The organism is uncultured Gimesia sp., assembly GCF_963976445.1.
Classification (GTDB): Bacteria; Planctomycetota; Planctomycetia; order Planctomycetales; family Planctomycetaceae; genus Gimesia.
Genome location: NZ_CAXBKP010000008.1, coordinates 233,794 through 256,529 on the forward strand (window position 1 = coordinate 233,794; position 22,736 = coordinate 256,529).

The 22,736-nt window shown below is 50.7% G+C and carries 21 protein-coding genes; 13 read left to right on the forward strand and 8 right to left on the reverse strand.

Annotated elements, in window-relative coordinates:
* The first annotated feature begins 107 nt into the window (after positions 1-107).
* Positions 108-1,232 carry a DUF1559 domain-containing protein gene (locus tag AAC022_RS11665; protein ID WP_339731081.1) on the forward strand — a complete coding sequence of 375 codons (1,125 nt, stop codon included), beginning with the start codon at positions 108-110 and terminating at the stop codon, positions 1,230-1,232.
* A gap of 98 nt (positions 1,233-1,330) precedes the next feature.
* Positions 1,331-1,747 (forward strand): hypothetical protein, encoded by a 417-nt coding sequence (locus AAC022_RS11670; RefSeq protein WP_339731082.1) that lies wholly within the window; start codon positions 1,331-1,333, stop codon positions 1,745-1,747.
* Positions 1,748-1,784: 37 nt separating this feature from the next.
* Here AAC022_RS11670 and AAC022_RS11675 read toward each other — a convergent pair whose 3' ends face one another.
* Positions 1,785-3,302 carry a HEAT repeat domain-containing protein gene (locus tag AAC022_RS11675; RefSeq protein ID WP_339731083.1) on the reverse strand — a complete coding sequence of 506 codons (1,518 nt, stop codon included), beginning with the start codon at positions 3,300-3,302 and terminating at the stop codon, positions 1,785-1,787.
* Between the two features lie 242 nt (positions 3,303-3,544).
* On the opposite strand from AAC022_RS11675, the gene AAC022_RS11680 reads away from it, so the two are divergent.
* Positions 3,545-5,005, forward strand: coding sequence for a sulfatase (locus AAC022_RS11680; RefSeq protein ID WP_339731084.1), 1,461 nt, complete (start codon positions 3,545-3,547; stop codon positions 5,003-5,005).
* 442 nt (positions 5,006-5,447) lie between these two features.
* Here AAC022_RS11680 and AAC022_RS11685 read toward each other — a convergent pair whose 3' ends face one another.
* Both AAC022_RS11685 and AAC022_RS11690 read right to left on the reverse strand, forming a co-directional pair.
* Complete coding sequence (locus tag AAC022_RS11685; RefSeq protein WP_339731085.1) at positions 5,448-5,648, reverse strand: hypothetical protein; 201 nt, start codon at positions 5,646-5,648, stop codon at positions 5,448-5,450.
* Positions 5,649-5,695: 47 nt separating this feature from the next.
* A complete protein-coding gene (locus AAC022_RS11690) occupies positions 5,696-5,962 on the reverse strand; it encodes a hypothetical protein (RefSeq protein WP_339731086.1) in 267 nt (88 codons plus the stop codon).
* A gap of 252 nt (positions 5,963-6,214) precedes the next feature.
* On the opposite strand from AAC022_RS11690, the gene AAC022_RS11695 reads away from it, so the two are divergent.
* From AAC022_RS11695 to AAC022_RS11715, 5 genes are all read left to right on the forward strand, one after another.
* Positions 6,215-6,955, forward strand: coding sequence for a ribonuclease E inhibitor RraB (locus AAC022_RS11695; RefSeq protein ID WP_339731087.1), 741 nt, complete (start codon positions 6,215-6,217; stop codon positions 6,953-6,955).
* Positions 6,956-7,047: 92 nt separating this feature from the next.
* On the forward strand, positions 7,048-7,533 hold the full coding sequence (locus AAC022_RS11700; RefSeq protein WP_339731088.1) for a DinB family protein: 486 nt from the start codon (positions 7,048-7,050) through the stop codon (positions 7,531-7,533).
* 64 nt (positions 7,534-7,597) lie between these two features.
* Positions 7,598-8,362 carry a GDSL-type esterase/lipase family protein gene (locus AAC022_RS11705; protein WP_339731090.1) on the forward strand — a complete coding sequence of 255 codons (765 nt, stop codon included), beginning with the start codon at positions 7,598-7,600 and terminating at the stop codon, positions 8,360-8,362.
* 151 nt (positions 8,363-8,513) lie between these two features.
* Complete coding sequence (locus tag AAC022_RS11710; protein WP_339731091.1) at positions 8,514-10,094, forward strand: sodium/solute symporter; 1,581 nt, start codon at positions 8,514-8,516, stop codon at positions 10,092-10,094.
* Positions 10,091-10,321, forward strand: coding sequence for a hypothetical protein (locus AAC022_RS11715; RefSeq protein WP_339731092.1), 231 nt, complete (start codon positions 10,091-10,093; stop codon positions 10,319-10,321). The genes AAC022_RS11710 and AAC022_RS11715 overlap by 4 nt, the downstream gene beginning before the upstream one ends.
* A 767-nt stretch (positions 10,322-11,088) precedes the next feature.
* Here AAC022_RS11715 and AAC022_RS11720 read toward each other — a convergent pair.
* Positions 11,089-12,453, reverse strand: coding sequence for a DUF1501 domain-containing protein (locus AAC022_RS11720; protein WP_339731093.1), 1,365 nt, complete (start codon positions 12,451-12,453; stop codon positions 11,089-11,091).
* Positions 12,454-12,693: 240 nt separating this feature from the next.
* On the opposite strand from AAC022_RS11720, the gene AAC022_RS11725 reads away from it, so the two are divergent.
* Complete coding sequence (locus tag AAC022_RS11725; protein ID WP_339731095.1) at positions 12,694-13,596, forward strand: prolyl oligopeptidase family serine peptidase; 903 nt, start codon at positions 12,694-12,696, stop codon at positions 13,594-13,596.
* Between the two features lie 474 nt (positions 13,597-14,070).
* Here the strand turns inward: AAC022_RS11725 and AAC022_RS11730 are convergent, their stop codons facing one another.
* The 4 genes from AAC022_RS11730 to floA form a co-directional block, all read right to left on the reverse strand.
* Positions 14,071-15,714: an alginate export family protein gene (locus AAC022_RS11730; RefSeq protein WP_339731096.1), complete on the reverse strand. Its 1,644-nt coding sequence runs from the start codon at positions 15,712-15,714 to the stop codon at positions 14,071-14,073.
* Positions 15,715-16,119: 405 nt separating this feature from the next.
* Positions 16,120-17,166, reverse strand: a complete 1,047-nt coding sequence (locus tag AAC022_RS11735; RefSeq protein ID WP_339731097.1) for a 3-oxoacyl-ACP synthase III — start codon at positions 17,164-17,166, stop codon at positions 16,120-16,122.
* 141 nt (positions 17,167-17,307) lie between these two features.
* On the reverse strand, positions 17,308-17,517 hold the full coding sequence (locus tag AAC022_RS11740; protein ID WP_339731099.1) for a hypothetical protein: 210 nt from the start codon (positions 17,515-17,517) through the stop codon (positions 17,308-17,310).
* 262 nt (positions 17,518-17,779) lie between these two features.
* Positions 17,780-18,715 (reverse strand): flotillin-like protein FloA, encoded by a 936-nt coding sequence (gene floA, locus AAC022_RS11745; RefSeq protein ID WP_339731101.1) that lies wholly within the window; start codon positions 18,713-18,715, stop codon positions 17,780-17,782.
* A 374-nt stretch (positions 18,716-19,089) separates the two neighbouring features.
* Between floA and AAC022_RS11750 the strand changes: the two genes are divergently transcribed.
* The 4 genes from AAC022_RS11750 to AAC022_RS11765 all read left to right on the forward strand — a co-directional run bounded on the left by AAC022_RS11750 (position 19,090) and on the right by AAC022_RS11765 (position 22,736).
* A complete protein-coding gene (locus AAC022_RS11750) occupies positions 19,090-19,551 on the forward strand; it encodes a RidA family protein (RefSeq protein WP_339731102.1) in 462 nt (153 codons plus the stop codon).
* A gap of 188 nt (positions 19,552-19,739) precedes the next feature.
* Positions 19,740-20,987, forward strand: coding sequence for an FAD-dependent oxidoreductase (locus AAC022_RS11755; protein ID WP_339731103.1), 1,248 nt, complete (start codon positions 19,740-19,742; stop codon positions 20,985-20,987).
* 21 nt (positions 20,988-21,008) lie between these two features.
* Positions 21,009-21,785 carry an aldo/keto reductase gene (locus AAC022_RS11760; protein WP_339731104.1) on the forward strand — a complete coding sequence of 259 codons (777 nt, stop codon included), beginning with the start codon at positions 21,009-21,011 and terminating at the stop codon, positions 21,783-21,785.
* Positions 21,786-21,989: 204 nt separating this feature from the next.
* Complete coding sequence (locus tag AAC022_RS11765) at positions 21,990-22,736, forward strand: (Fe-S)-binding protein (protein ID WP_339731106.1); 747 nt, start codon at positions 21,990-21,992, stop codon at positions 22,734-22,736.

Genomic DNA, 22,736 nt, shown 5'->3' on the forward strand with positions numbered 1-22,736 from the left:
CGATCTTGTTCAGGTAAAAGTTCGCGGTATTGTTTGTGTAAAGGTAGCACTCGCATGCTGCAGCACGCTCTTCCTTCAAATTCTTACTCACCACGGAGTATATCCAGATGAAGACCCCGCCCGCCGCAAAAAATGACCGAACAGGATTCACCCTGATTGAGTTATTAGTCGTGATTTCCATTATCGCGATTCTGATTGCGTTGTTACTTCCTGCAGTGCAACAGGCGCGTGAAGCAGCGCGACGCAGTCAGTGTAAAAACAACTTGAAGCAACTCTGCATCGCCATTCACAACTACCATGACGTTTACCAGCGCACCCCTCTGCACATGCACCGTGGCTCGGATGATTACGATGGCGCCGGCGGCGGTGGATCGGGAAATCTCTCCTGGTATGTCGGGCTTCTGCCATACGTGGATCAAGCCAACATTTACAGCCAGATCCCTTTTGAAACGAGTGGCCTGGGAGACTCCTGGGGTGGCGTCGCCAACAACACTTCGGTACTGGGAGGTTTGGCACGAATTGAAATTCCGCTTTTCAAATGCCCCAGTGAATCGGTCGTCAATACCGTCGTTTCAACCGCCAACTTCAGCTACGTCGCCAACGCAGGTCGACCTCGTAATTTACTGTCTCCCGGTCAGCCCTCCACAGGGGGTGCGGCTCCGCCTCCTTCTAAAGGCATCATCTCGATGTCCCGGATGAACCAGTCAGGCCCTTACAGTAGCAACTGGCGTTCCAACACCAATACCAGCTTCGGATTTAGTGATATCAAAGACGGCCTCTCAAACACCGCAGCTCTCTCTGAATCGCTGGTCAATGATGGAAGCGGAAATCATCAGGACCGCCGTCGCAATTTGTATTACACGAATTCCGCGATGATCGAACAGTACGACGCCTACATCGATCAAGTCGTCTCGGATGGACTCTCCGGCTATGTCAACTGGTCCAGCTGGAGTCAGTACAAAGGCCACTCCTGGCTTTACACAGACTCCTGGCAGAAACACGTTTACACACATGTCTTTCCCCCCAATACCATTTCGATCCCTTCCTACTCCAGTGATACGTTTCGCTGCCATGAGGGAGATACCGGAATCACTCCTTCCAGCGGTCACACAGGGGGCGTGCATGTGGCGATGATGGATGGTGCCGTGCGATTCATTTCGAATTCGATCGACTTGAATACCTGGTGGGCACTCGGAACTAAAAGTCAGCGTGAAGTGGTAGGTGAATTCTGATTCCGGTGCTCCGTTTCTGATATCGCTCCACACACTTCAATTTCTTCAGGAAACTCATTTGCTATGAATGAGTTTCCTTTCTGTTTTGGATTCAACTCATGACCGTTCAATTAACACCCTGGTTTTTTGTATTCAGCTTCTTCTCACTCTGTACTCTTCTTCCAGGCTGTTCCGGAGAGGAAGATCCGATCGAAGCCCGACTGAAAGAAGTGGGTTATACTCCAGAGAAAATTGTACGTGAACTAGAATTGCGCATTACCAATCTGGATAAGATGCCCGCGCGTGAAAAACGGTCTGAAACGGGAGCAAAAATGGACGGCGATCGCAACGACGGCCCCCGCGGCAATCCCTTCACATTCGAAGCGATCATCAAAGACATCAAAACGAAGATCGACCAACTCCAGGAAAGAGCCGGCGAAGAAGAAAACGTACTGGAAGAGGTCAAACAGAAAATCGAAAATGGAACATTGGACGAAAAAAAGCGGAAACAAGTTCTGGATGCGCTTTCATCTTAAGGAACTCGCGTATTGCTGGGGGTTACCAAAACCTCCATCAGCGTGATCGGGTGGATGAAAGTTTTTGCAAGACTTTACTGGGTGAGCTACGCAGACTCCGATCGACCAAATGACTGATTGAATGAAATTGCATCATTGTGGTAAAGCCGTTTGAATCGACTCGTATCGGCGGTTTCGTCTCCTGAAGCATTTTCTTTGCAATCGGGGCTACTCTTTCGTCTCCTAAACTACATAACGCATCCACTGCGTCCAAGCGAAAATAATCATCCTCTTTGACTGCCCATAACAATAGCACATCCCTGCCCTGTTCCCCGCCCAGTTCTCCCAGCATTTTCAGAATACTGCCGATGACGTTTTCGTCAGTTTCATCCTCAAGTACTTCGATTACTTTCGCAATGGCATCTCTGGCTTGAATCTGTCGCAGACCCAAAGTCGCATAAAACCGGACCATGTTGTGTTTATGGTCTAGCAGTTTTATCAGCAGGTCTTGATCTTCCTCTTTCCATTCAATCGTATGCATTGCCAGATATTGAATTTGTCCATTGGGTGACATATTGATGAGATCCAGCAGGTGCGATCTGGTAAGTGCCCCTTCAGTATTAAGTGCGTTGAATGCCTTATGCGCCACTTCATCATCATCGTCGTACAAATACTGAAATATTTTTTCACTCCAACGGGCGGGAGCAATTTGCATCAGCGTCATGATTGCTTCCTGTCGTACCTCCGAGGACGAATCCAGCAATAATGTTGCCATTGCTTCTTCAGCATCATGTAACTCAAAATCACGGATCAAACGACATGCGGAGGCACGAATCTCATCGACAGGATCTGACAACCAAGTTTGAATTTGCTGCTGTGCGTAAGCCGAGAGTTTTGGTAATTTCCAAAACGCTTGTACGGCCTCGACTCTGTCACTGGTTGTCGCATCCGGATTATTTACCATCGCCAGAAAATCTTCTTCAGTCCCCCCCACTCCATATCCAAACCCGTCCATTTTATACCCGGCCAGTAATTCATCCAGCCAGCGCTCATACCACGCGAGGAAATCGACTTCTTGGATGAGATACGGTGCCTGGCCATCTGCATCGGCATAAACGACTCTTCCCCTGAAAGGTCCCGTGACGATTAATAGTATTTCATAGGTACAGCCTTGTGTTCCTATCGAAATCGTCCCCTGATAAGGATAGGTTGTTTGAAAATTGTTTTCCCAATCGGGAGTACGTTCCATTTCCAAATACAAGGGACAGGACAGCGTAAGATCATCCTGAAGCGGTTCTTCGCACACCCACTCAACGAAATGATTCCACTTCTCCAGGGGATAAATACCATAACACGGCCCAGCTCCCCCATTCCCTGCGTACCGTAAAAAAGCCCGATAATCTTCCGGCAGCTGAATCCTCTGCTGAGATTCAAATTTCTGAAGCGCTTTCTCTTCCAGTGGAGTATTGAGTTGAAAGAAATGACTGTCTGAGCCAAAGCATTCCAGTCCCTGTTCACGGACCAACTCTAACTTTTGCAGGATTCGCTCGACGCGCCGTTTCGGAGTTTCGATCATTTTTTCACTATATTGATCTATGAAAGCATGTCTGTAGATGAACGGGACACTTGCATTTTTTTTACCGATGCCATTGATGATCCTCTATTTATACAGATGTATGACAAGAATTTTCCACAACAGGTTCTAGAAAAGTACTCAGCCAGAGTAATTCCACCATTTTCTTTCGCTCTCACGCGCGTGTATGATGAAAGGCTGCTATTCTTATTCATCATTCGAAGATTCGTCGAAAGGTACTTCAGATGCGCTTGCTGATGTTGATCGTTTTACTCTCCATGATCTCTTCCCCGCTGCAGGCGGCTCAGAAGCCGAACATTCTGTTTATCGCCATTGATGACCAGAATGACTGGATCGGCTGTCTGAACGGGCATCCTCAGATCAAAACGCCGCATATCGACAAGGTCGCTGCGCGAGGCACCCTGTTCTCGAACGCACACTGTCAGTCGCCGCTCTGCAATCCGTCGCGGACCAGCCTGATGACGGGACTGCGTCCAACGACGACCGGCATTTATGGACTGGCTCCCTGGTTTCGCAACGTGGATCGATTTAAAGAGCGTGTCACGCTGCCACAGTATCTGGAACAGAATGGCTACAAAACCTACAGCACCGGCAAGATCTATCATGGCGGTTACGGACGTAAGAAAAACGACAAAGAATTTAACGAACTCGGCCCGGGCGCCAGCGTGGGTGTGAAGCCGCCGAAGAAGCTGGTGGAAACTCCCAACCCACATCCCCTTGTTGACTGGGGCACCTTTCCCCACAAAGATGAAGACAAGGGAGACTGGAAAGTCGCCAGTTGGGCCGTCGATCAGTTAAATCAAAAACCGCAGGAACCCTTCTTTCTGTCGGTCGGCTTTTTCCTGCCCCACGTTCCCTGCTACGCGACGCAGCAGTGGTTCGATCTTTATCCGGAAGAGACGCTGCAACTCCCACCGTTCCTGGCAACGGACCGCGACGACACGCCTCGCTTTTCCTGGTACCTGCACTGGAAGTTACCCGAGCCGCGGTTCAAATTTTTGCAGGAAGCCAATCAGTGGAAAAATCTGGTGCGCTCGTATCTGGCGTGTACCAGTTTTGTTGATAGTCAGGTCGGTCGTGTGACGGAAGCGCTGGAGAAAAATAATCTGGACGAGAATACGATCATCGTCATCTGGTCCGATCATGGCTGGCATCTGGGCGAGAAACTGATCACCGGCAAGAATACACTCTGGGAACGTTCGACCCGTGTCCCGCTGATTTTTGCCGGCCCGGGAATCACCGAAGGTGCCGTCTGCAGTAAGCCCGCGGAATTGCTGGACATCTATCCCACGCTGGTGGAATTATGTGATTTGCCTCCCCGAATGGATCTGGAAGGGCATTCACTGGTCCCCCAGTTGAAAGATGCCAACACCCCGCGCAAGTGGCCTGCGATCACATCCCATAATCGAAATAACACAACGGTTCGCACCGAGAACTATCGTTATATTCACTATGCCGATGGCTCGGAAGAATTCTACGACATGAAACAGGATCCTGCCGAATGGAAAAACCTGAGCGGTGATCCCAATTACGCAAAGCTGATCGAAGAGCACCGGACCTGGCTGCCGACCATCAACGAAAAACCCGCGCCCGGCAGCAAGCGTCGCATTCTGCGTTATGAAAACGGCCAAGCAAACTGGGAAGAAGTCGACATCAAAGACGACGATCCGATTCCCGAACTTTAATCTGATTTGAGAACCTGAATCGTTCCAGACAAAAACAAAACGCATCAAAATATGTTCAAGCGTCAGTGGTTCGAATGGATCAATTTTACCATTCAGTAAAGTCCTGACGGTTAATTTTTTGGCACGTCATTTCTGAAAAAAATTTCGTTTTGCGGATTCAAGTTCTCGCTTCCCTGCTGCCGAACTATGCATGTATAACAATTAAACTGGAAGCAAGTCACAACTGATGAACCCAAGACAGACGCTCGCGTTTGAGTAGTTAGTTGCGGAATTGTGACCAGGTTGTAAGTGTTACACAAACAGGAGTACTACGTACTACGAGGGCTGGGAGCTTGGGCTTCCAGCCCTTTTTTATTGCGCGAACGCCCACTGAAACCTCATCCCCCCTGAGCGGCACGGCGCGAGCCGCCGTTTTCAATGAACGCAGCAAGGTCTGCCACTCTCACTGTTTCCGAGCCGCCCAGTAGAGTTGTTTGTGCCCGCGTGCTTCAAACTCAGCAACCATCTGCCTTGCGGCTTCCTCTGTTAATCCCTCCTCCATCACAAACCGGTTTCCATCATCCCCCTGCCGCCAGACGGTCCAGTTGTTATCCGTGCCAGCATTGTCATTCGCGGGAGATTTGTGTGATGCGTTGTCTTTCATTCGAACACCTTTGTCTACATGGTAGAAAAAACTCAAGCTCTTTCTGATCAGAGCTTGCGACGGTCACCCATCGCATCAACTAAAACCTCTCCGTCTGCTGAAGTAATCAAGATATGTATGCCGTCTTCAATTAGATCTTTACGTGTCAGACGACCATCGATCACGTCTTGTATAAATGGGAGAGACCACTGAAAGAGAGTCGGTGGATCTGGTTTAAAACCAGGATAATCCATTGTCCTGATCTTAATCGTAATCCCAAACAGCTTTTCGTTGTTACAGTTGTCTTTATCCACAGTAAAGGAAAATAAAGCCATTTGTTTTAAGGTCTCCAGTTAGTTTTATGCTTATAGAGAGACTGAATTAATAGTGAGATACTTACTACGAAGTCAGACCCTGGTTTTCTCCCTTTGAAAACTGGGATTACGACTCTTCCAGGGAACCTCACATACTTTCTGGCTAGAACGGCTTAGTAAGATATAATACAATTCTGCCTCACAGCAGATGACATTATATTTAACCCATTGTATTTTGCGACCAAAATATTTTTTCTACACGGAGTGACAGAGATGTCTGAAGAGCCCAACTTGAGTTTCGACATTGACGCATTATTCGATCATATGGTCAACAACTTAGGTCATGATCTTGCGGACGAGCTGGACTGGAGCTTTTCGCTGCGATCAGGAAATCTCGACACACTGGAAGAGGTTGCCAAAGAATTCGAACAGGAGTATCTCGTCCAACTTTATAAATCCGTGGAGGAAACAGACGTTGATGGCAACAGTTCGTCTGGCGACCCAATGCTGTGTATCATTCGGCGGGCAGCACTGACTGCCGACGAGGTAAGATCACTGGCAGATCGGCTTGGCACCATTGCTGCCGAACGTGGTTTGGTCTACGAAGGCACCAACTGTTATGAGCCCATCAATGAAGAGGAATTTTTTGGCTGGCTCTCCCCCGATGATGCATGCTGGCAATTGCAACAGGCTACTGACGCCGGACTTGAAGATAACGCTGAATTACCTTGGGCGTTTTTCGTTCTTGTTCCAGACCTGGAGGGAATGCAAAAAATCGCCGCCGAATTGAGTACCATTGGCCTTAATGATCGCGATGATTTCGATGAACCCGATGAAGACGACGCCTTTGCAGTTTGCACTTTTGTCGCCGGACGGAATAACGAATTTGAACTTCGTGAAATGTCAACGAAGATTACGCAAGTTGCTGAATCGCATGGGGGACGATTGGAAGGGATTCAATTCTACACACGCGACGAGGTTTACGAAGTTTTTGGTGATGAAAGCGACGAGTAAGGCAGCAACCCTCTCAATCTTGCTTGATTTTTATGCTCACGTTAATGAACGTTGAATCCACCATCAAATAAATTATACTGGGGAAACAAAACATGTTCGAAAATGAAATCACACTCAACCAGTTCCTGTTGGATCAACTCGTAACCATCATAGCGGATCTGCCTGAGGAGTGTCTCTTCACGCCGGGGCAAGGGCACGGACATCCTCCAGTCTGGATTCTGGGTCACCTCGCAATTGTCGGAGAGATGGGGCAGACATTTCTGGGAGGCAGCTTGACGCATCCTGAATGGGTTCCCCTGTTTGGTCCCGGATCGAGTGATGAAGTTCAGCCGGACGCCAGCTTGACGTGTGAAGCGCTGATCGACGCGAATCTCAGTGCTTACGAAACATTGAGAACATTGGCGGCCAATGCGGATGCAGCAGCGATGGCACAACCTCATCCAGTCGAACTGTTGCACGGTTCGACTATTGAGACCGTCGGACAGTTGCTGGCTCACATGCTGACGAGCCATGTCGGATTTCATCTGGCGCAACTCTCCAGCTGTCGCCGCGAACAGGGTCAAGCCGCTCTGTTTTAAGAAGTTGTTTGCCTGACATGTTAGACAACTCAATATTTTTGTATCACAGACAGGACTGTTCCTCATGTATCATCGTGTTGTGTCTTTTATGTTTTGTTGCTTACTGTTCGCAGGCAGTCTACTTTGTACTTCGATTCTGACGGCGGCAGAAAAAACAGCGGCGGAACCATTTACGATTGTCACGTTCGGTGACTCCACGACGGCGACACGCGGGCCGCTGATTGTGTATTCGATGCTTCTTGAGAAAGAACTTCCGCCGGCAGGTTTCCCCGTCAAAGTGATCAACGCGGGCATTGGTGGCAACACCACGCGGCAGGCGGTGGCTCGTTTTGAAAAAGATGTGCTGCAGCATGATCCCGATCTAGTTGTCATTCAATATGGGATTAATGATTCCGCCGTCGATGTCTGGAAAGATCCGCCGGCTACGAAATCACGCGTCTCGAAAGAGCAGTACGAAGCCAACCTGCGTTCGTTGATCAAACAGCTTAAGAAAAAAGAAATCGCGGTGATCCTGATGACGCCGAATTCGCTGCGGTGGATTCCCCGCATTAAAAAACTGTATGGTAAACCGCCGTATGATCCCGATGACCCGGACGGCTTCAATCTGTTTTTGAAGTCGTATGCCGAAACGGTGCGGCAGATTGCGAAAGACGAAGACGTACCGCTGGTTGATATTTATGCCGCTTTTGAAACCTACGGGAAGCAGGAAGTTCAGTCGGCTCAGGATCTGTTACTCGATGGGATTCATCCCAATGCGAAGGGGCAGCAGATGGTGGCGGATTTGTTGATCCCCAAGATCAAGCAGGTTGTGTCGGCACAGAATAAATGAACGCCTGCATCGGCTCGAGTCTGAATTCTCGCGGGCAGAGTCGATTTTTGATTGCGTTCGCTGTATGGTGGGATCGAAGTCGCTCGTACTTTCTGACTGTGAATATTCATTCTATTCCCTGAACCGGAATGTCGACAAAGGTTAATTCACCATGCAGACCCTGTCGTTCCTCGATTTTGCCGTGATCGCTGCATATCTGATTGGAACTTTGGCACTGGGACTATATATCGGTTCCAAAATCAAAACCGGCTCAGACTATTTTCTGGCCGGACGAAAACTCCCCTGGTGGGCGATCGGCATGTCCCTGGTGGCGACCGACATCGGTGCGGTTGATATCGTGGGAACCGGAGGCGCCGCCCATCAACATGGTTTGGCGGTCGCGAATTTTGAATGGATCGGCTGCGTGCCCGCGATGATCATCGCCGCGTTTGTCTTCATCCCCTTTTTCTGGCGCAGCGGCGTCACCACGATTCCCGAATACATGGAACGCCGCTTTAATGTCGCGGTCCGTTCGGCGCTCGCGATCTGCTGGATCATCTTTATGGCGTGCAACCTGGGAATCATGCTGCTGGCGTCTGCGAAAATGATGCACGTGCATCTGGGGATGAGCGTCGATGCCTGTATTTATCTGACTGCGTTTCTGGTCGGCGTCTACACGATTTCCGGCGGTCTAGCGGCCGTCGTTTATACCGATATGATTCAATGCGTGATCATGATTGGCGGCTGTTTGCTGGTACTGGTACTGGGCATTATTGACTTGGGAGGCATCGAAAAGTTTCAGGCCGCCATCGAAAAACAGGAACAGGTGCAGCAACAAAAAGCACTCGCGGAGAACCAGGAAGCAGAACAGGTCTCGTATACCGCGCTCATCTTACCGGCTGATGCCGACACGCCGTTCCCCTGGACGGGCATCTTCTTCGGCCTGGCTCTGATTCTGAGCCCCGCCTACTGGATTGGTAATCAGGCGATTGTGCAACGTTCGCTGGGTGCGAGAAGTGAATTCGACGCAAAAGCCGCCTATGTCTGGGGGGCACTGCTTAAGAATCTGATTCCCGTCATCGTCGCCGTTCCCGGATTGATCGCGTTTGTGAAATTCCCGGAACTGACGGACGGCGACCAGGCGTTTCCCGAACTGATTTCGCATTTATTGCCCGTCGGTTTGAAAGGGCTGTTCTTAGCCGCGTTTCTGGCGGCGTTGATGTCCAGCATCGACTCCTATCTGAACTCAGCGTCGACCATCGTGACCAACGATTTTTATAAACGCTTTTATCGCCGGGACGCCACAGATGAATCGCTGCTGAAGATCGGTCGTAGCGTGACTTTACTGCTCGTCTTCTGGGCGATTGGTTTTTCGTTCTTCCTGATGACGCGCAGCGAAGGCATTTATACGATTTTCCAGACAATGATGGCATTCTTCCAGGGACCTGCGTTTGCGATTTTATTGACGGGGCTGCTCTGGAAACGAGCGACCGGGATCGCCGCTTTCATTGGTTTCATTGTGGGCGTCTGTTTTTCGATCATGCTGTTTACATTGAATCAGGAACCCGTCTATACCGCGTTAGGAATTGATCCGCTGTTCCAGATTTCCGAACCGTTTCTGTACTTTTCGATCTGGGCCTTTCTGGTTTCCTTCTCGTTAATTGTCATCATCAGTTTTCTCACCAAACCAGAGTCCGCTGAAAAAACCGACGGTCTGGTCTTCAGCCTCAAACCAAACAGGGGGCAAGCATGACTCCGCTGCATCATATTGGTAATTTTATCCGTGAGCTGATGGTTCCGATTCCGCTGTGGTGTGTTCGCGGCCTGTTTCTGGGAACGCTGATTGCCGTCCTGATCTGGGTCTTAAAGCTGCCGCGAGAAACCACCACGCCAGAAAACGCGACCCACTGGTATCAGAATCTCAAAATCTGGGCCTGTCTGGCGCTGGCGATTCAGATCGCGATTTATAGTGTTTTCTGAAGTCGTAGGGGTCGACCCATGTGTCGACCCGCCTGGAGAGAAACAACGGGTAGTGTCGTTCATTTGGAACAAAAAAAACAATCGTCCGTTTAAAACAAAAACGACGCGAACTCTGCGGGCTGACACATGGGTCAGCCCCTACACGACACACGTTGAAGACATTTCTTTGTGATTGTAACGGCACTGTCGGACAAGCCGATCAGTGGCACACCGGCGTTCGGATATATGGGGAACACTTTCTGTTACCAGACAGCATGGGTGGGCCCGAATGCAATTCGGGCCGAGCGCAGCGAGCAGGAAGTTGACGGCGCAATAGAACGATCGAGAAGAACTGTGGTTACTGCTACCGTTTCAATCCTGTGGGCCAATTCATTCTGAATTCTATGAGTTTCCTGTTGTTTTCAACAACCCCGAATTACATTCGGGGCTACCCGATGTCGCAGACAACAAAAACCCGTTAGAGAAAACGCACGGCTCAGATAACTGGAGGTTTAAAAAAACGGGCACTATCTCAAAACATCGGAACGGCGCACTATTTTTGTAGGGGTCGGTCGATGTGCCGACCCGCCTAGTGAGAAACAACGGGTATTGTCATTCATTTGGAACACAAAAATCCATCGTCCGTTTAAAACGAAAACGACGCGAACCCTGCGGGCTGACACATGGGTCAGCCCCTACACGACAGGTCGGTGGCGGTGTTCTAGAAGTTGTCACTGCACTGTCGGGACAAGCCGAACAGTGGCACACGGAAACTCAATGAAGCGCTCTTAGCTCTTTAAAATCTTTTCGATCGGTTTGGCACTGTGATCGGCGAGGGGAATCGGGCGGCCGATGTTCGACATGTTCTGTTTTTCCGGATCGAGGCCTAATGCTTTGCAGATCGTTGCCAGCAAATCGGGAACAGCGACTGGTTCATCGGTGACTTTCATTCCGTCATCGCTGGTTTTTCCAACGACCTGTCCGCCGCGAATGCCGCCTCCCCCTAGTACGGTGGTCCAGGCAGCGGGGAAATGATCGCGGCCTGTGTTCTGGTTGATCTTCGGCGTGCGACCAAATTCGCCCATCCAGACAACGAGTGTTGAATCCAGCAGTCCTCGCTGTTCGAGATCCGTCATCAACGTTCCCCAAGCAGGATCGAGGACTTCGCTCAAACTTTGGACGGCTTCAAAATTTTTCTGATGCGTATCCCAGCCAAACGAATTTGAACCTTGAACGCCGTTTAAAGAGACTTCCACAAACGGTACGCCCTGCTCAATCAAACGTCGCGCCAGCAAACAGCCTTGCCCGAATCGATTGCGGCCGTACGCGTCCCGCAGAGTGTCCGGCTCCTGATCAAGTTGAAACGCTTCGATGGCTTTGGAACGCATCATGCGCACTGCTGCTTCGTACGCTGTCTGATGGCTGTTGGTGGGAACACCCGGATGCGTTGCGGTAAAATCGTTTTCTAAATCTTTCAAGATCGACAGCCGACTATCTGCCTGCTTGAGTGTGATGCCTTGAGGCAGTGTCAGGTTTTTGACTTTCAAAGCCGCGTCGACATTTTGATCATCCATCTGAACAAAGCCGGCCCCTTCACCCACTACCAATGGTGCAAATTGAGGCCCCAGAAAACCGGGTCCGTAGGCGTTCGGACTGAGTGTGCGGTTCGGCGAAATACTGACAAAGTTGGGAAGCTCAGAATCGGAAGATCCCAACTCTTTACTCAACAACGAACCCATCGTCGGATATGTCAATGGTCCGCTTGGCAGATAACCGGTGCGGAGTAAATAGGTCGCCCGCGTATGGTCTCCTTCTTTCGTGCTCATCGAACGGATGGGAACCAGATGCTTCATCACGGTTGCCAGCTTGGGGAGATGTTCGGAAATCTGAATGCCGGCGACATCGGTGTCGATCGCTTTAAAAGGGCCGCCGTTTTCATGTTCGGGCTTCAAGTCGAACGTATCGCATTGACTGGGACCGCCCGACATCCAGAGCAAAATACAAGTACGTTTGCGTTGTGGGTTATTCGCTGTCTCGGCAGCCAGCCGACGCAACCAGCCAGACATTCCCGTGCCCAGCACTCCCATCGCAGAGAGCCGCATAAAATCGCGGCGTGAGAGACCCCGATTTCGAATCTGGTTTGCACTACCCATGACTGACATCCTCTGAAAAATGTGGCTTTGGCTCTATTTTAGTCGGTTTTTTGAAACGATTGCGAGTCTTTTCTGGTAAGAAACTGTGGGCAGAGTCCGTTTCGCTTTGTATCTTTCCCTATTTTTCTTTCGACGGTTGCCTCTCTTTTGTTAAGATACGCTCAGACAGTTTGTTTATTTAACGAATCCTGATTTCCGTTCATTTCATTCATAATTCCACCCAAATTCAGGTCTGATGTTATGTTGATTGCTGCCCTTTCCCGTTGTATCCCTGTGGCTTGCTGTTTTAGCTTACTCCTTTTCCTGAAACCGGTTACAGCCGCAGAAAGACCGTCACTCCCCTACCATCAGCAAAAAAATGTGGTGTATGCGGAAGTGCATGGCGTCGGGCTACTGCTGGATATTTTCACCCCCGTGGGTCAGGCGAATGGACTGGCCATCGTAGATGTCGCCTCGGGTGCATACCATTCGGATCGGGGAAAAATTCGGGATCATAAGCGGGCTCAAATGTTCGATATCTTCTGCAGCCGCGGCTATACAGTGTTTGCCATCCGCCCCGGTTCGATCGCCAAATTTAACGGACCGGAGATGCTGGAAAATGTGAATCGGGGCATTGTGTGGGTCAAAGATCATGCGAAGGAATATCAAGTGGACCCCGATCGACTGGCGCTACTGGGCGCTTCGGCCGGCGGTCACCTGGCGTGTATGGCAGCGGTTTCGGCGGCAGAACAAAATGCCAAAACGCGGGTAAAAGCGGTGGCCGTCTTTTTTCCGCCCACCGATCTGATGAATTACGGCGGCTTCAAAATCGACATCAGCGGCGAAGATGCGCTGGCAAGTTCGATTCGTCGGTTGATCACCCCCAAGGGTTCCGAGACGATGAATGCCGATCAGTTGGATGCACTGCGGACCGCGTTTTCGCCGGCACGACTGGTGAAGCCGGGGCTGCCTCCGTTTCTGATCATCCATGGCACGGCGGATTTCATGGTGCCGATTCAACAGTCTCGCGTGATGGTCGCCGCCCTGCAGAAAGCCGAGGTCCCGGTGAAGTTCATCATCAAACAAGGGGGCGGACACCCCTGGCCGACGATTCATGAAGAAGTCGAAAAGATGGCCGACTGGATCGACGGGCAGTTGAAGTAGGGTTCTGTTAAAACAGACATCCAAACGTGCAATTCAGAGACTCGATTTCGACTACTGGTGCAGTAGGGAGCGGGCTCAAGTATCCGCCCGCAGTGTTCGCGTTAATGGGATGACGATGTTCGAACGGTTGAACCGGATCCATTTGATCAATGATAAGAATTTGTTTTTCTCCAGGCGGGTCGACCCATGTGTCGACCCCTACATTTTGCTTTTCTGGGGTCGGATGGTTGGTCGCTCATGCACTGTCAGGCAAGGCCCGCGGCACAATGCTGGCGGTCTGGATTGCTGAACGACTCAATAGCAATAATTTCCGCGCGTAAAAAAACAGGACGGTTATCAGATAACCGTCCTGTAAAAGTTGAGATTTTCATCTCGTCGCAAATTAGACTGTGTCCAGGTTCACTGTAGCGTCTCCAGGACCACTTGGACCGAGTCTATTAGAATGAGAGACGCTATGGTTAAATGGGATGCGTTCTAGTATCGAATTGTTGTCTGCACGTAGAACTGAGTCGCCGTATTACGAGGTGGAATATTCGTGCCAGCAAAAGAACCATACCAGAACCAGGAATACCCGGCCTGAATATTGAAGTTCGGGTTGAAGTTGTAGGTACCAATCAGGTCGAGTTCCTGACCAATATCCCGGCTGCCGCCCGTGGAGCCAATCGGAGCACCGGCTACGTTATACAGGTAGTCGTTGGCGGTTGCTTTTTCGAACCAGTGGAGTGCACTGACGAGGCTTATTTTTTTGCTGGGCTTCGCGTTCAATTGTAGACTGTAATCATACAGGTTCTGACCGGTTAAATTATCGATGATCCCCCAGTAAGCGTGTCCCAAAGGATAGAGCGTGTTGAATGTGTTGTTGGTACTTCCATTGGGATCATGGTTACCAGAACCGTAGTAGAATAGACCACTCAAACGGGGGCTCCAAGGCAGCTTGCTCCAGGTATGTCCGAGCACTGAGGTAAAGAAGCCGGCTGAAACTCGCTGGCCGTTATCATTTCCAAACTGATAGGCACCTTCGGTTTCAAAGTCCCAGATCCCGGTCACTTCACAGCATTCGTTTCGTGATTCCGACGTCGTTTTGAATCGGCTACCAACTGTGTGCCGTGAACCATCGGGACGGTTTGGCGTGACCGTTTCATCGCGTAACCACAAGTAATACAGGTCCATGACATGCGGCCCGTCTGACAGAAACGACATATAGATCCCGCTGAACGTCACAGACGTATCTGGTTTATCCGTTCCATTATCGTATTGACTTACAGGACCGTTTCCTGCAGCAGTATTCACCGGGTTCGTCACGAAGGCGTCGATGTGAACTGAATCGGAGTGATGGAAATATTTGAAACCTTCAAAGTTCCGACGCGTATTCGACCAGTCCAAAGGAGACACCAGACGCTGTGCTCCATAGAGCAATTCCTGCCGTCCATAACGAAACCAGCCGGGTGCATCATCCCACTCGTGTAGTTTGACATCCACGAACGCGTTTTGAACATTCCAGCGGTTGATGTCGATTCCCAACGGTGGCAGGTCATTATCAAAGATGGAGGCATCCAGCATTTCGAAATAGACACGGGCCACATCACTGATCTGCAAGTCAAAGTATTGACGCCAACGCCATAAGTTATAGTCCGTATTGATCGGACCACCGGGTCTGAGCCGGTTTTGCTCATGCATATAACGATGACGTATCTCACCACCGGCGGACAACGTATAGGGAGAGCATTCATCTCCCAGATGCATCATCTTCAAATTCTCGCCTAACAACCAGGGACTGTCAGGATTACTCAGATACGCACCAAAGGTGTTATTAAAAAAGAGCCCTTTGTAAGGGTTGCCCGCTGGCTTTTTTGGTGAGGGATCATCAAAGATAATCTCGTCTTCTGTTTCTTCGCCCTCAATCCCGGGAACTTGATCTACCATCGGCTGTGCTGTTGACTGCCCCGGGGTGGGCTGGAAGACTTCATTGACTTCTCTGAGTTCCGAACCTGTCCCGTCATATTCTGCTTGTACTGCAGGTGCCGGGGGAATGGCTGTCAGTTCTGTTTCTGCACTGACATTCATTGCCGAGAAGGATGAGGTCATCAGACCTAAAGATAAAATGGCGCGAAGACGCATGTGACATTCCTTGCTGATACGTATCTGGATAGAGGAACCCCTGACCCCACTTCATCATTCAATTGATTGAACGGATCAGTTCTGATTGGCGCATATCTTGTCCCTCAATAAGATGATTCATCGGAATGAATCTCCTTTCCTCTGAATCGGATCGTAACGCTCAAGCCAATCATTCCGTTCGGACGGATTTGCAGTAATAAACAGAACTTAGAAATGATCCGGGGCTAATTTGGGCAAAACCCAAAACGTCGCCGCAACCAGCAGCCTCTAGTCAATCCGCAAAAACTAACACATCCAAGATTGCTGACCCGGAAATTTGTCAACCAGCGCATGAAAGCAAAGCGAGAGAAACTATTCTGGGTGTGCCGACAAATTTGCGTCAGCCAGCGATGATCTGTGGCTCAATTACCACTGGACACCTAACATGAGAGAATTGAGCCCGCTGCCGATCCCCAGTAACGCCACGCGATCATGTTCTTTTAGTGCCTGATTCTGAATGCCCAGTGCCCAGGCCATCGGCAGGGCAGCGGCTCCGGTATTGCCGAGCATTTCCACCGTCGGATAATCCAGGCCGGGATCGAGGCCCAGCTTTTCGAGTAATAACTTGCGGTGCGCTTTGCCGACCTGATGCGTGAACACGCGATCTACGTCTTCATTCTGCCAGCTCAGCGTGCGTTTTGTCTGCTCCCAGGTTGGGATCGCCAGATTGACTCCTGCCACCAGTAACGATTCCGAATCGGTCTGCATCCGCGGACGGTGATCGCCGTGCTTTTGTGCTTCGACCCCTCCGGCGCAAAGTTCGTGGCTGGAGGTGTCTGTTTGAAAGCTTCCCCCCAGTAAACGGTGTCCTGTTCGACTCAGACGACGGTCACACAGCAGAATCGCTGCCGAGCCACTCCCAATCGTTAGTGAAGCAATGTGATTTTTGATGGATTTGCGGGTCAGGGTCTCATCCTGTAGCAGGTCGTCGATCGTGCCTTCGACCAGATCACGGCCGACTTCCGTTCCCACAACCACACCCGCGCGAATCTGGCCCATCTCGATCATATTCGCCAGAAAGACCATCCCGTTCAGCAAACCCAGGCAGGCATTACTGATATCGAGGATGAGCGCATTTTCAGATAAGCCTGCAGCATGATGCACGCCGCTGGCAGTAGCCGGCTCTAATTGATCGCGGCAGACAGAACCATGAAACAAGGCTCCTACATACTTACGATCAAAGCCCGCCTGATCCAGCAACTGATTGACGGTCTGCGCGCTGATCGTACCTGGCAGGGTTTCTCGATCGAAAAAACGACGCTCCTGGATTCCCGTCATCAGTTCCAGTCTGCCTGCAGGCAGACCTAACCGTTCGTAGACGGGCGCCAGCTGTGCTTCGATTTCATCGGAAGTCACGACGTGCGGAGGCAGAATACAACTAACAGCTTCGACGCAAACATGCTCATAACGCATAAGCGGTATAGAACCCCCATTTCAACAGGCAGATAAGACATACGACATCATCGCACGAAGACAACAGATGGTCTGCGCGCAAGAAGGACGTCCTATTGAATTGGATCTGGGAAGTAAACTCAACCTAAGCGCTGAAAAATCTCAAACCTGAGCAGCACTTTGTTTGCGTGGAGAAGAATTCAGAGTATCAACCAGATTTGCTATCGCATCCAGTTTCTCTGTGCGAGTCCGAACATACTCGGGAGTAGGCTCTTCCACTCGCAATTTCTCTGCACTGCGTACATAACGCAAGCCTGACAACAGGAGGTCCAGTTGTTTTTCCGTAATATTTATTGTTGCTAAATCTGTCATAGGTAAACGAAAACTCTCTCGAGGTGATCCGGAGAATTCAGTCCACAACAACCTCCTGCTGCTGTTACTGACATAATATTAGTCAATCACCAAACAAAATTTCAACTAGTTTTTCCAAAAACACATCCTGTCTGGACTTTTTTATCTATCGACTCTTCGAAGAAGTTTGCTTTGAAACCTTTTCCGGTGCTGTTGAATCCCTTACAGACGGACTGATTGAATCGATCGATATTCTTTCCAGTCATATCCATACATGCACCAATCAAACGGCTCTCAGGCTGCCTTCCCGGAACGCTTCTGCCATCGCCAAAGGAATTTCGGCTTCTGCCAGAACCACTTTGGCCTGGTTTTCCTGAGTCCGTGCCAACATTTCCTGCTCTGAAGCGACAGCTTCCGCACGACGTTCTTCTGCGCGGGCCTGGGCGACACGTACGTCGGCATCTGCCTGATCGGCTCTTAAACGAGCGCCGATGTTATCGCCCACATCAATATCTGCGATATCGATCGACACGATGGAAAACGCCGTCTGAGAATCTAATCCGCGATCCAGCACATTCCGGGCGATCACTGATGGATTCGCCAGGACTTCCTTATGGCTTTCGCAAGAACCGATGGCAGACACAATTCCCTCACCCACGCGAGCAATAATCGTATCTTCCGTCGCTCCCCCGACCAACTGTTTCAAGTTGGTACGCACGGTGACGCGAGCACGGGCCTTCAGTTGTATTCCATCCTTGGCAACACCATCAAGGGTGGGCCGACCACTTTTCTTCGGATCGGGACAATCAATGACTTTCGGGTCCACGCTGGTCTCAACGGCAGAAATAATATTTCGGCCGGCCAGATCAATGGCGGCGGCTGTATCCCAGTCTAAATCAATTCGGGCACGATGAGCGACGATCAAGGCATGGACAACCCGGTGTACGTTGCCTCCCGCCAGATAGTGGGCTTCATAGGCCTGAGTCGGAATATCCGTCAATCCTGCCTGCACGGCCATGATCTTTGTATCAACAATCACTGAGGGCTTTACTTTCCTCATGGACATGAAGACCAGAGATAAAGGGCCGATTTTCGCACGGGAGCTAAACGCCTGAATCCATAATTTGAAGTAGCGAGCAAATAAAGCCAGGAAGATAATCCCAAATAAGATTCCAATGCCGCCAATCGCAAATGCCACAACGGGCCATAGATCTTCCATAGTCTGCTTAACTCCCTTATAAGTATTTCGTTTCGAAACGAGTGTCTCTCGAACATCATAACTGTCTTAGAGTAAAAACAAAAAGTATTTTCTACTCCGTTTTTGTATTTTTCATTGTAGATCGTTTAGGAAAACGCGAATTTCACTGATTTGGATCATTCTGTTTTTCAAAAGAGTGGCCTTCCCACGATTGGAAATCCGTTTTCCGGTATTTATTCTGGAGAGAAACAAACTTAAGAAATAGGTCGGCCCAAGGCACTTGCTCGTTTGGGGCTGGCATTAATCACTAAAGAATGGGGCTTCCGGCGACGATCTCTCGCAAACCCTCTTCCCAGACTGTTGACATCAACCACGAATCAAAGCAGGAACCAACCATGAGTATAGAAGCAAAAATTCAGGAACTGAAACTGGAACTCCCCGAAGCACCCAAACCAGGCGGTATTTATAATCCTGTGGTTCAGGTCGATAACATGCTGTATGTCTCTGGCCATGGCCCCATCAGGCTGGATGGCAGCATGCACAAAGGTCGCGTTGGCGATGATTTAACCGAAGAACAAGGCGTAGAAGCGGCCCGAGCTGTCGGCCTGACGATGCTGGCGACACTCAAACAGTACCTAGGCGACCTTGATCGGATCGAACGCTTCGTGAAAGTGCTTGGCATGGTCAATGCCGCCCCTGATTTTAAACATCACCCACAAGTCATTAATGGTTTCAGTGATCTGCTCGTGCAAATCTTCGGAGAAAACGGACGGGCCGCCCGCAGCGCCGTCGGCATGGGTTCGCTCCCTGGGAATATCGCCGTCGAAGTCGAAGCCATCGTGCAAATCAAAGGATGATTGCTGAAAACGTGCTAAACAGGACTTCGGCTGCTTTTTCCAGAAAACTGATAATTTGACCAGTTCTTTCTCTCTGATTTGTCTTTTCGAATCCAGGCAGACCTGTAAAAATAGAGACGGCTTGCGGGCCGTCTCTATTATGTTTATGGAAGGCCACCCAGGTATTGAACAGAGAAAGGATTCTCGGTGTGCCAAGCGCGGATTTAATCATTTTTGGAGGAGGCATCGCCGGTCTCTGGACGCTCAACGAAGCCAGTCGGCAGGGCTATCGCTGCATCCTGCTCGAAGCGTTCACGCTGGGAAGCGGCCAGACGATCGCTTCGCAGGGAATCATCCACGGCGGTTTGAAATACACGCTACAGGGCATGATGACCGGCTCCGCCCGCCGCATCCGCGAAATGCCTCTGATCTGGCGAAAATCGCTGGCCGGCGAACAGGCGCCCGATCTATCACAAACCGAAATCCGCTCTCCCCATTGTTATCTCTGGCGCACCGAATCGCTCTCCTCACGGCTCGGCATGTTCGGCGCCAAAATGGGACTGCAAGTCGTGCCCCAGAACCTCGCACCGAAAGACGCGCCGGAATTGCTGGCCAATTGCCCCGGCTCGATCGGCGTGATGGAAGAACAGGTCATCTCCCCGTATAGCCTGATCACCAATCTGGCAGATACGTTTCGGAACCAGATATTCCAATACGATCCAGAGCAGCTGGAGTTTCAACTCGATACAAACGGAAATATAGCAGCCGTCCAGATTCAAACGGCAACCGGAGAACCACTTACCATCGAAACCGCGGCTGTCTTGCTGACGGCGGGGCGCGGCAATGAAGGGCTCCGAAACCTGGCGCGACGACAATCTGATTCTACCGATAGTCCGTGCATGCAAACCCGGCCGCTGCACATGGCACTGGTCCGAGGTGACTTGCCTGCCTTTAGCGGGCATTGTGTGGATGGCGCCAAAACCAGAGTCACGATCACATCCGACATTGATTCGCAAGGTCGCACTGTCTGGCAGCTGGGAGGCCAGATCGCTGAGGTCGGCGTAAATATGAAGCATCGCGAATTGATCCAGCATGCCGCGCAGGAACTTGCCGCCTGCATTCCCGGTATCGAATTGGCTGGACTCGAATGGAATACGTACGCCGTTGATCGGGCCGAAGGCGTCACGAAATCAGGGCTCAGACCGGAAACACCCCAGATCCTGCACGAAGGCAATCTGTTGACTGCCTGGCCAGCGAAACTGGCATTGGCACCCCGACTGGCCGAAGAGGTCTGCCAGAATCTGTCTCAGATAAATGTCTCGCCGACAACCGCCGATACGTCCTGGATAGAAGCCTTTTCCTCACTTCCCACGCCGCAGGTGGCACAGCCGCCGTGGGAAACCGCAGAGAACTGGGTCACACTCAACGATTCGCAATCTCACGAAGAGGTAGCCTGAACGGCTTACTGGAACGGAAACATGCAATACCGCGATTTAGGATCTACTGGTTTTTCCATCAGCGCCCTGGGCTTCGGCGCGTTCAAGATCGGCCGCAACCAGCAAATCAAATACAGCCAGGCCTATGATCTTCCTGACGATACCACCACCGAGCGCCTGTTGAATTCGGTGCTCGATCTGGGCATCAATCATATTGATACCGCGCCCGCTTACGGAATCAGTGAAGCACGCATTGGCCAGTTCCTTTCGCATCGTCGCAACGAATTTCTGTTGTCCACAAAAATCGGCGAGACATTTGAAAACGGAACCTCGACGTATGACTTTTCCCGCGACAGTCTGCAAGCCAGCATCGAACGTAGTCTCCGACGATTGAAAACCGACGTGCTTGATGTCGTGCTGATTCACTCGAACGGCGATGATGAAAAGATCCTGAACCAAACCGACGCCATCGAGATTTTGCAGTCGTTTAAAAAGGCGGGCCAGATTCGCTGGATTGGCCTTTCCGGTAAGACACATGCCGGCGCCACCGAGGCACTCAACTGGGCCGATATCTTGATGCTCGAATATCACTTGGAAGATCGTTCACATGCAGCACTCATCCAGACCGCCGCGGAACAGGGTGTCGGCGTGATCGTGAAAAAGGGGCTCGCATCGGGGCATCTCCCCGCGGCAGATGCGATCTCATTTGTGTTGCGCAATCCCGGTGTCAGCAATCTGGTTGTCGGCGGTTTGAATCTGGATCACATTCAGACCAACTGGGAAACCGCCGCCGGTGTTGCGATTCAACCGGCGGCTTAGTGCGTTGATCGGACACAAAAACGGCTCCCTTTCCGCAGGAAGAATTCTTACTCCGCTGAACTTCTACAGTGCGGTCTGAATTTTCTTCCCCCTTCGTCGGCTTGGCAATCGGCATGAAGGGGACTATAAAGGAGTAGAAGATCAAGATTGTTTTTACCGTTTGTTTTCTGATTTCTCTCTGGCATCCTGTTTGAGTCCCGCACTATGGCGCCCAAAGTCGGTCTGTTTATTCCCTGTTATATTGATCAGTTGTACCCACAGGTGGGAATTGCGACGCTGAAAACATTGGAACATTTCGGGTGCGATGTCGAATATCCCGAAAGCCAGACCTGTTGTGGTCAACCAATGGCCAACACCGGCTGCACCAACGAAGTCGGGCCGCTGGCAAAACGCTTTCTGGAAATTTTCAAATCGTATGATGCCGTGGTCTGCCCCTCCGGCAGTTGTGTTTCGATGGTCAAACATCATTACGATGAATATTTCACTGACAATCCAGAATTCGAGGCCCTCAAAGCAAAAACGTTTGAGTTCTGCGAATATCTGACCAGCGTCTTAGGCATCGACAAACTGGCGGGACGTTTTCCTCACAAAGTCGGCCTGCATCAGAGTTGTCACGGCTTACGCGAACTCAGACTCGCCAGCGACAGCGAAATCGTAGGCCCCCCGTTTGGACCCGCACGGGCTCTGCTCGAAAGCATTGAAGGCGTTGAAGTCACCACGCTGCAACGGCCCGATGAATGTTGCGGCTTCGGTGGTACGTTTGCCGTCGCGGAAGAAGCGGTCTCCTGCATGATGGGCGAAGACCGCGTGAGTGATCATGAACAGGCGGGAACAGAAGTCTTGACGGCCCTCGATATGTCCTGCCTGATGCATCTAAGCGGCATCATTCGCCGACAACAGAAACCGATTCGTGTGATGCATATCTCCGAAATTTTTGCCGAGTGTTTATAA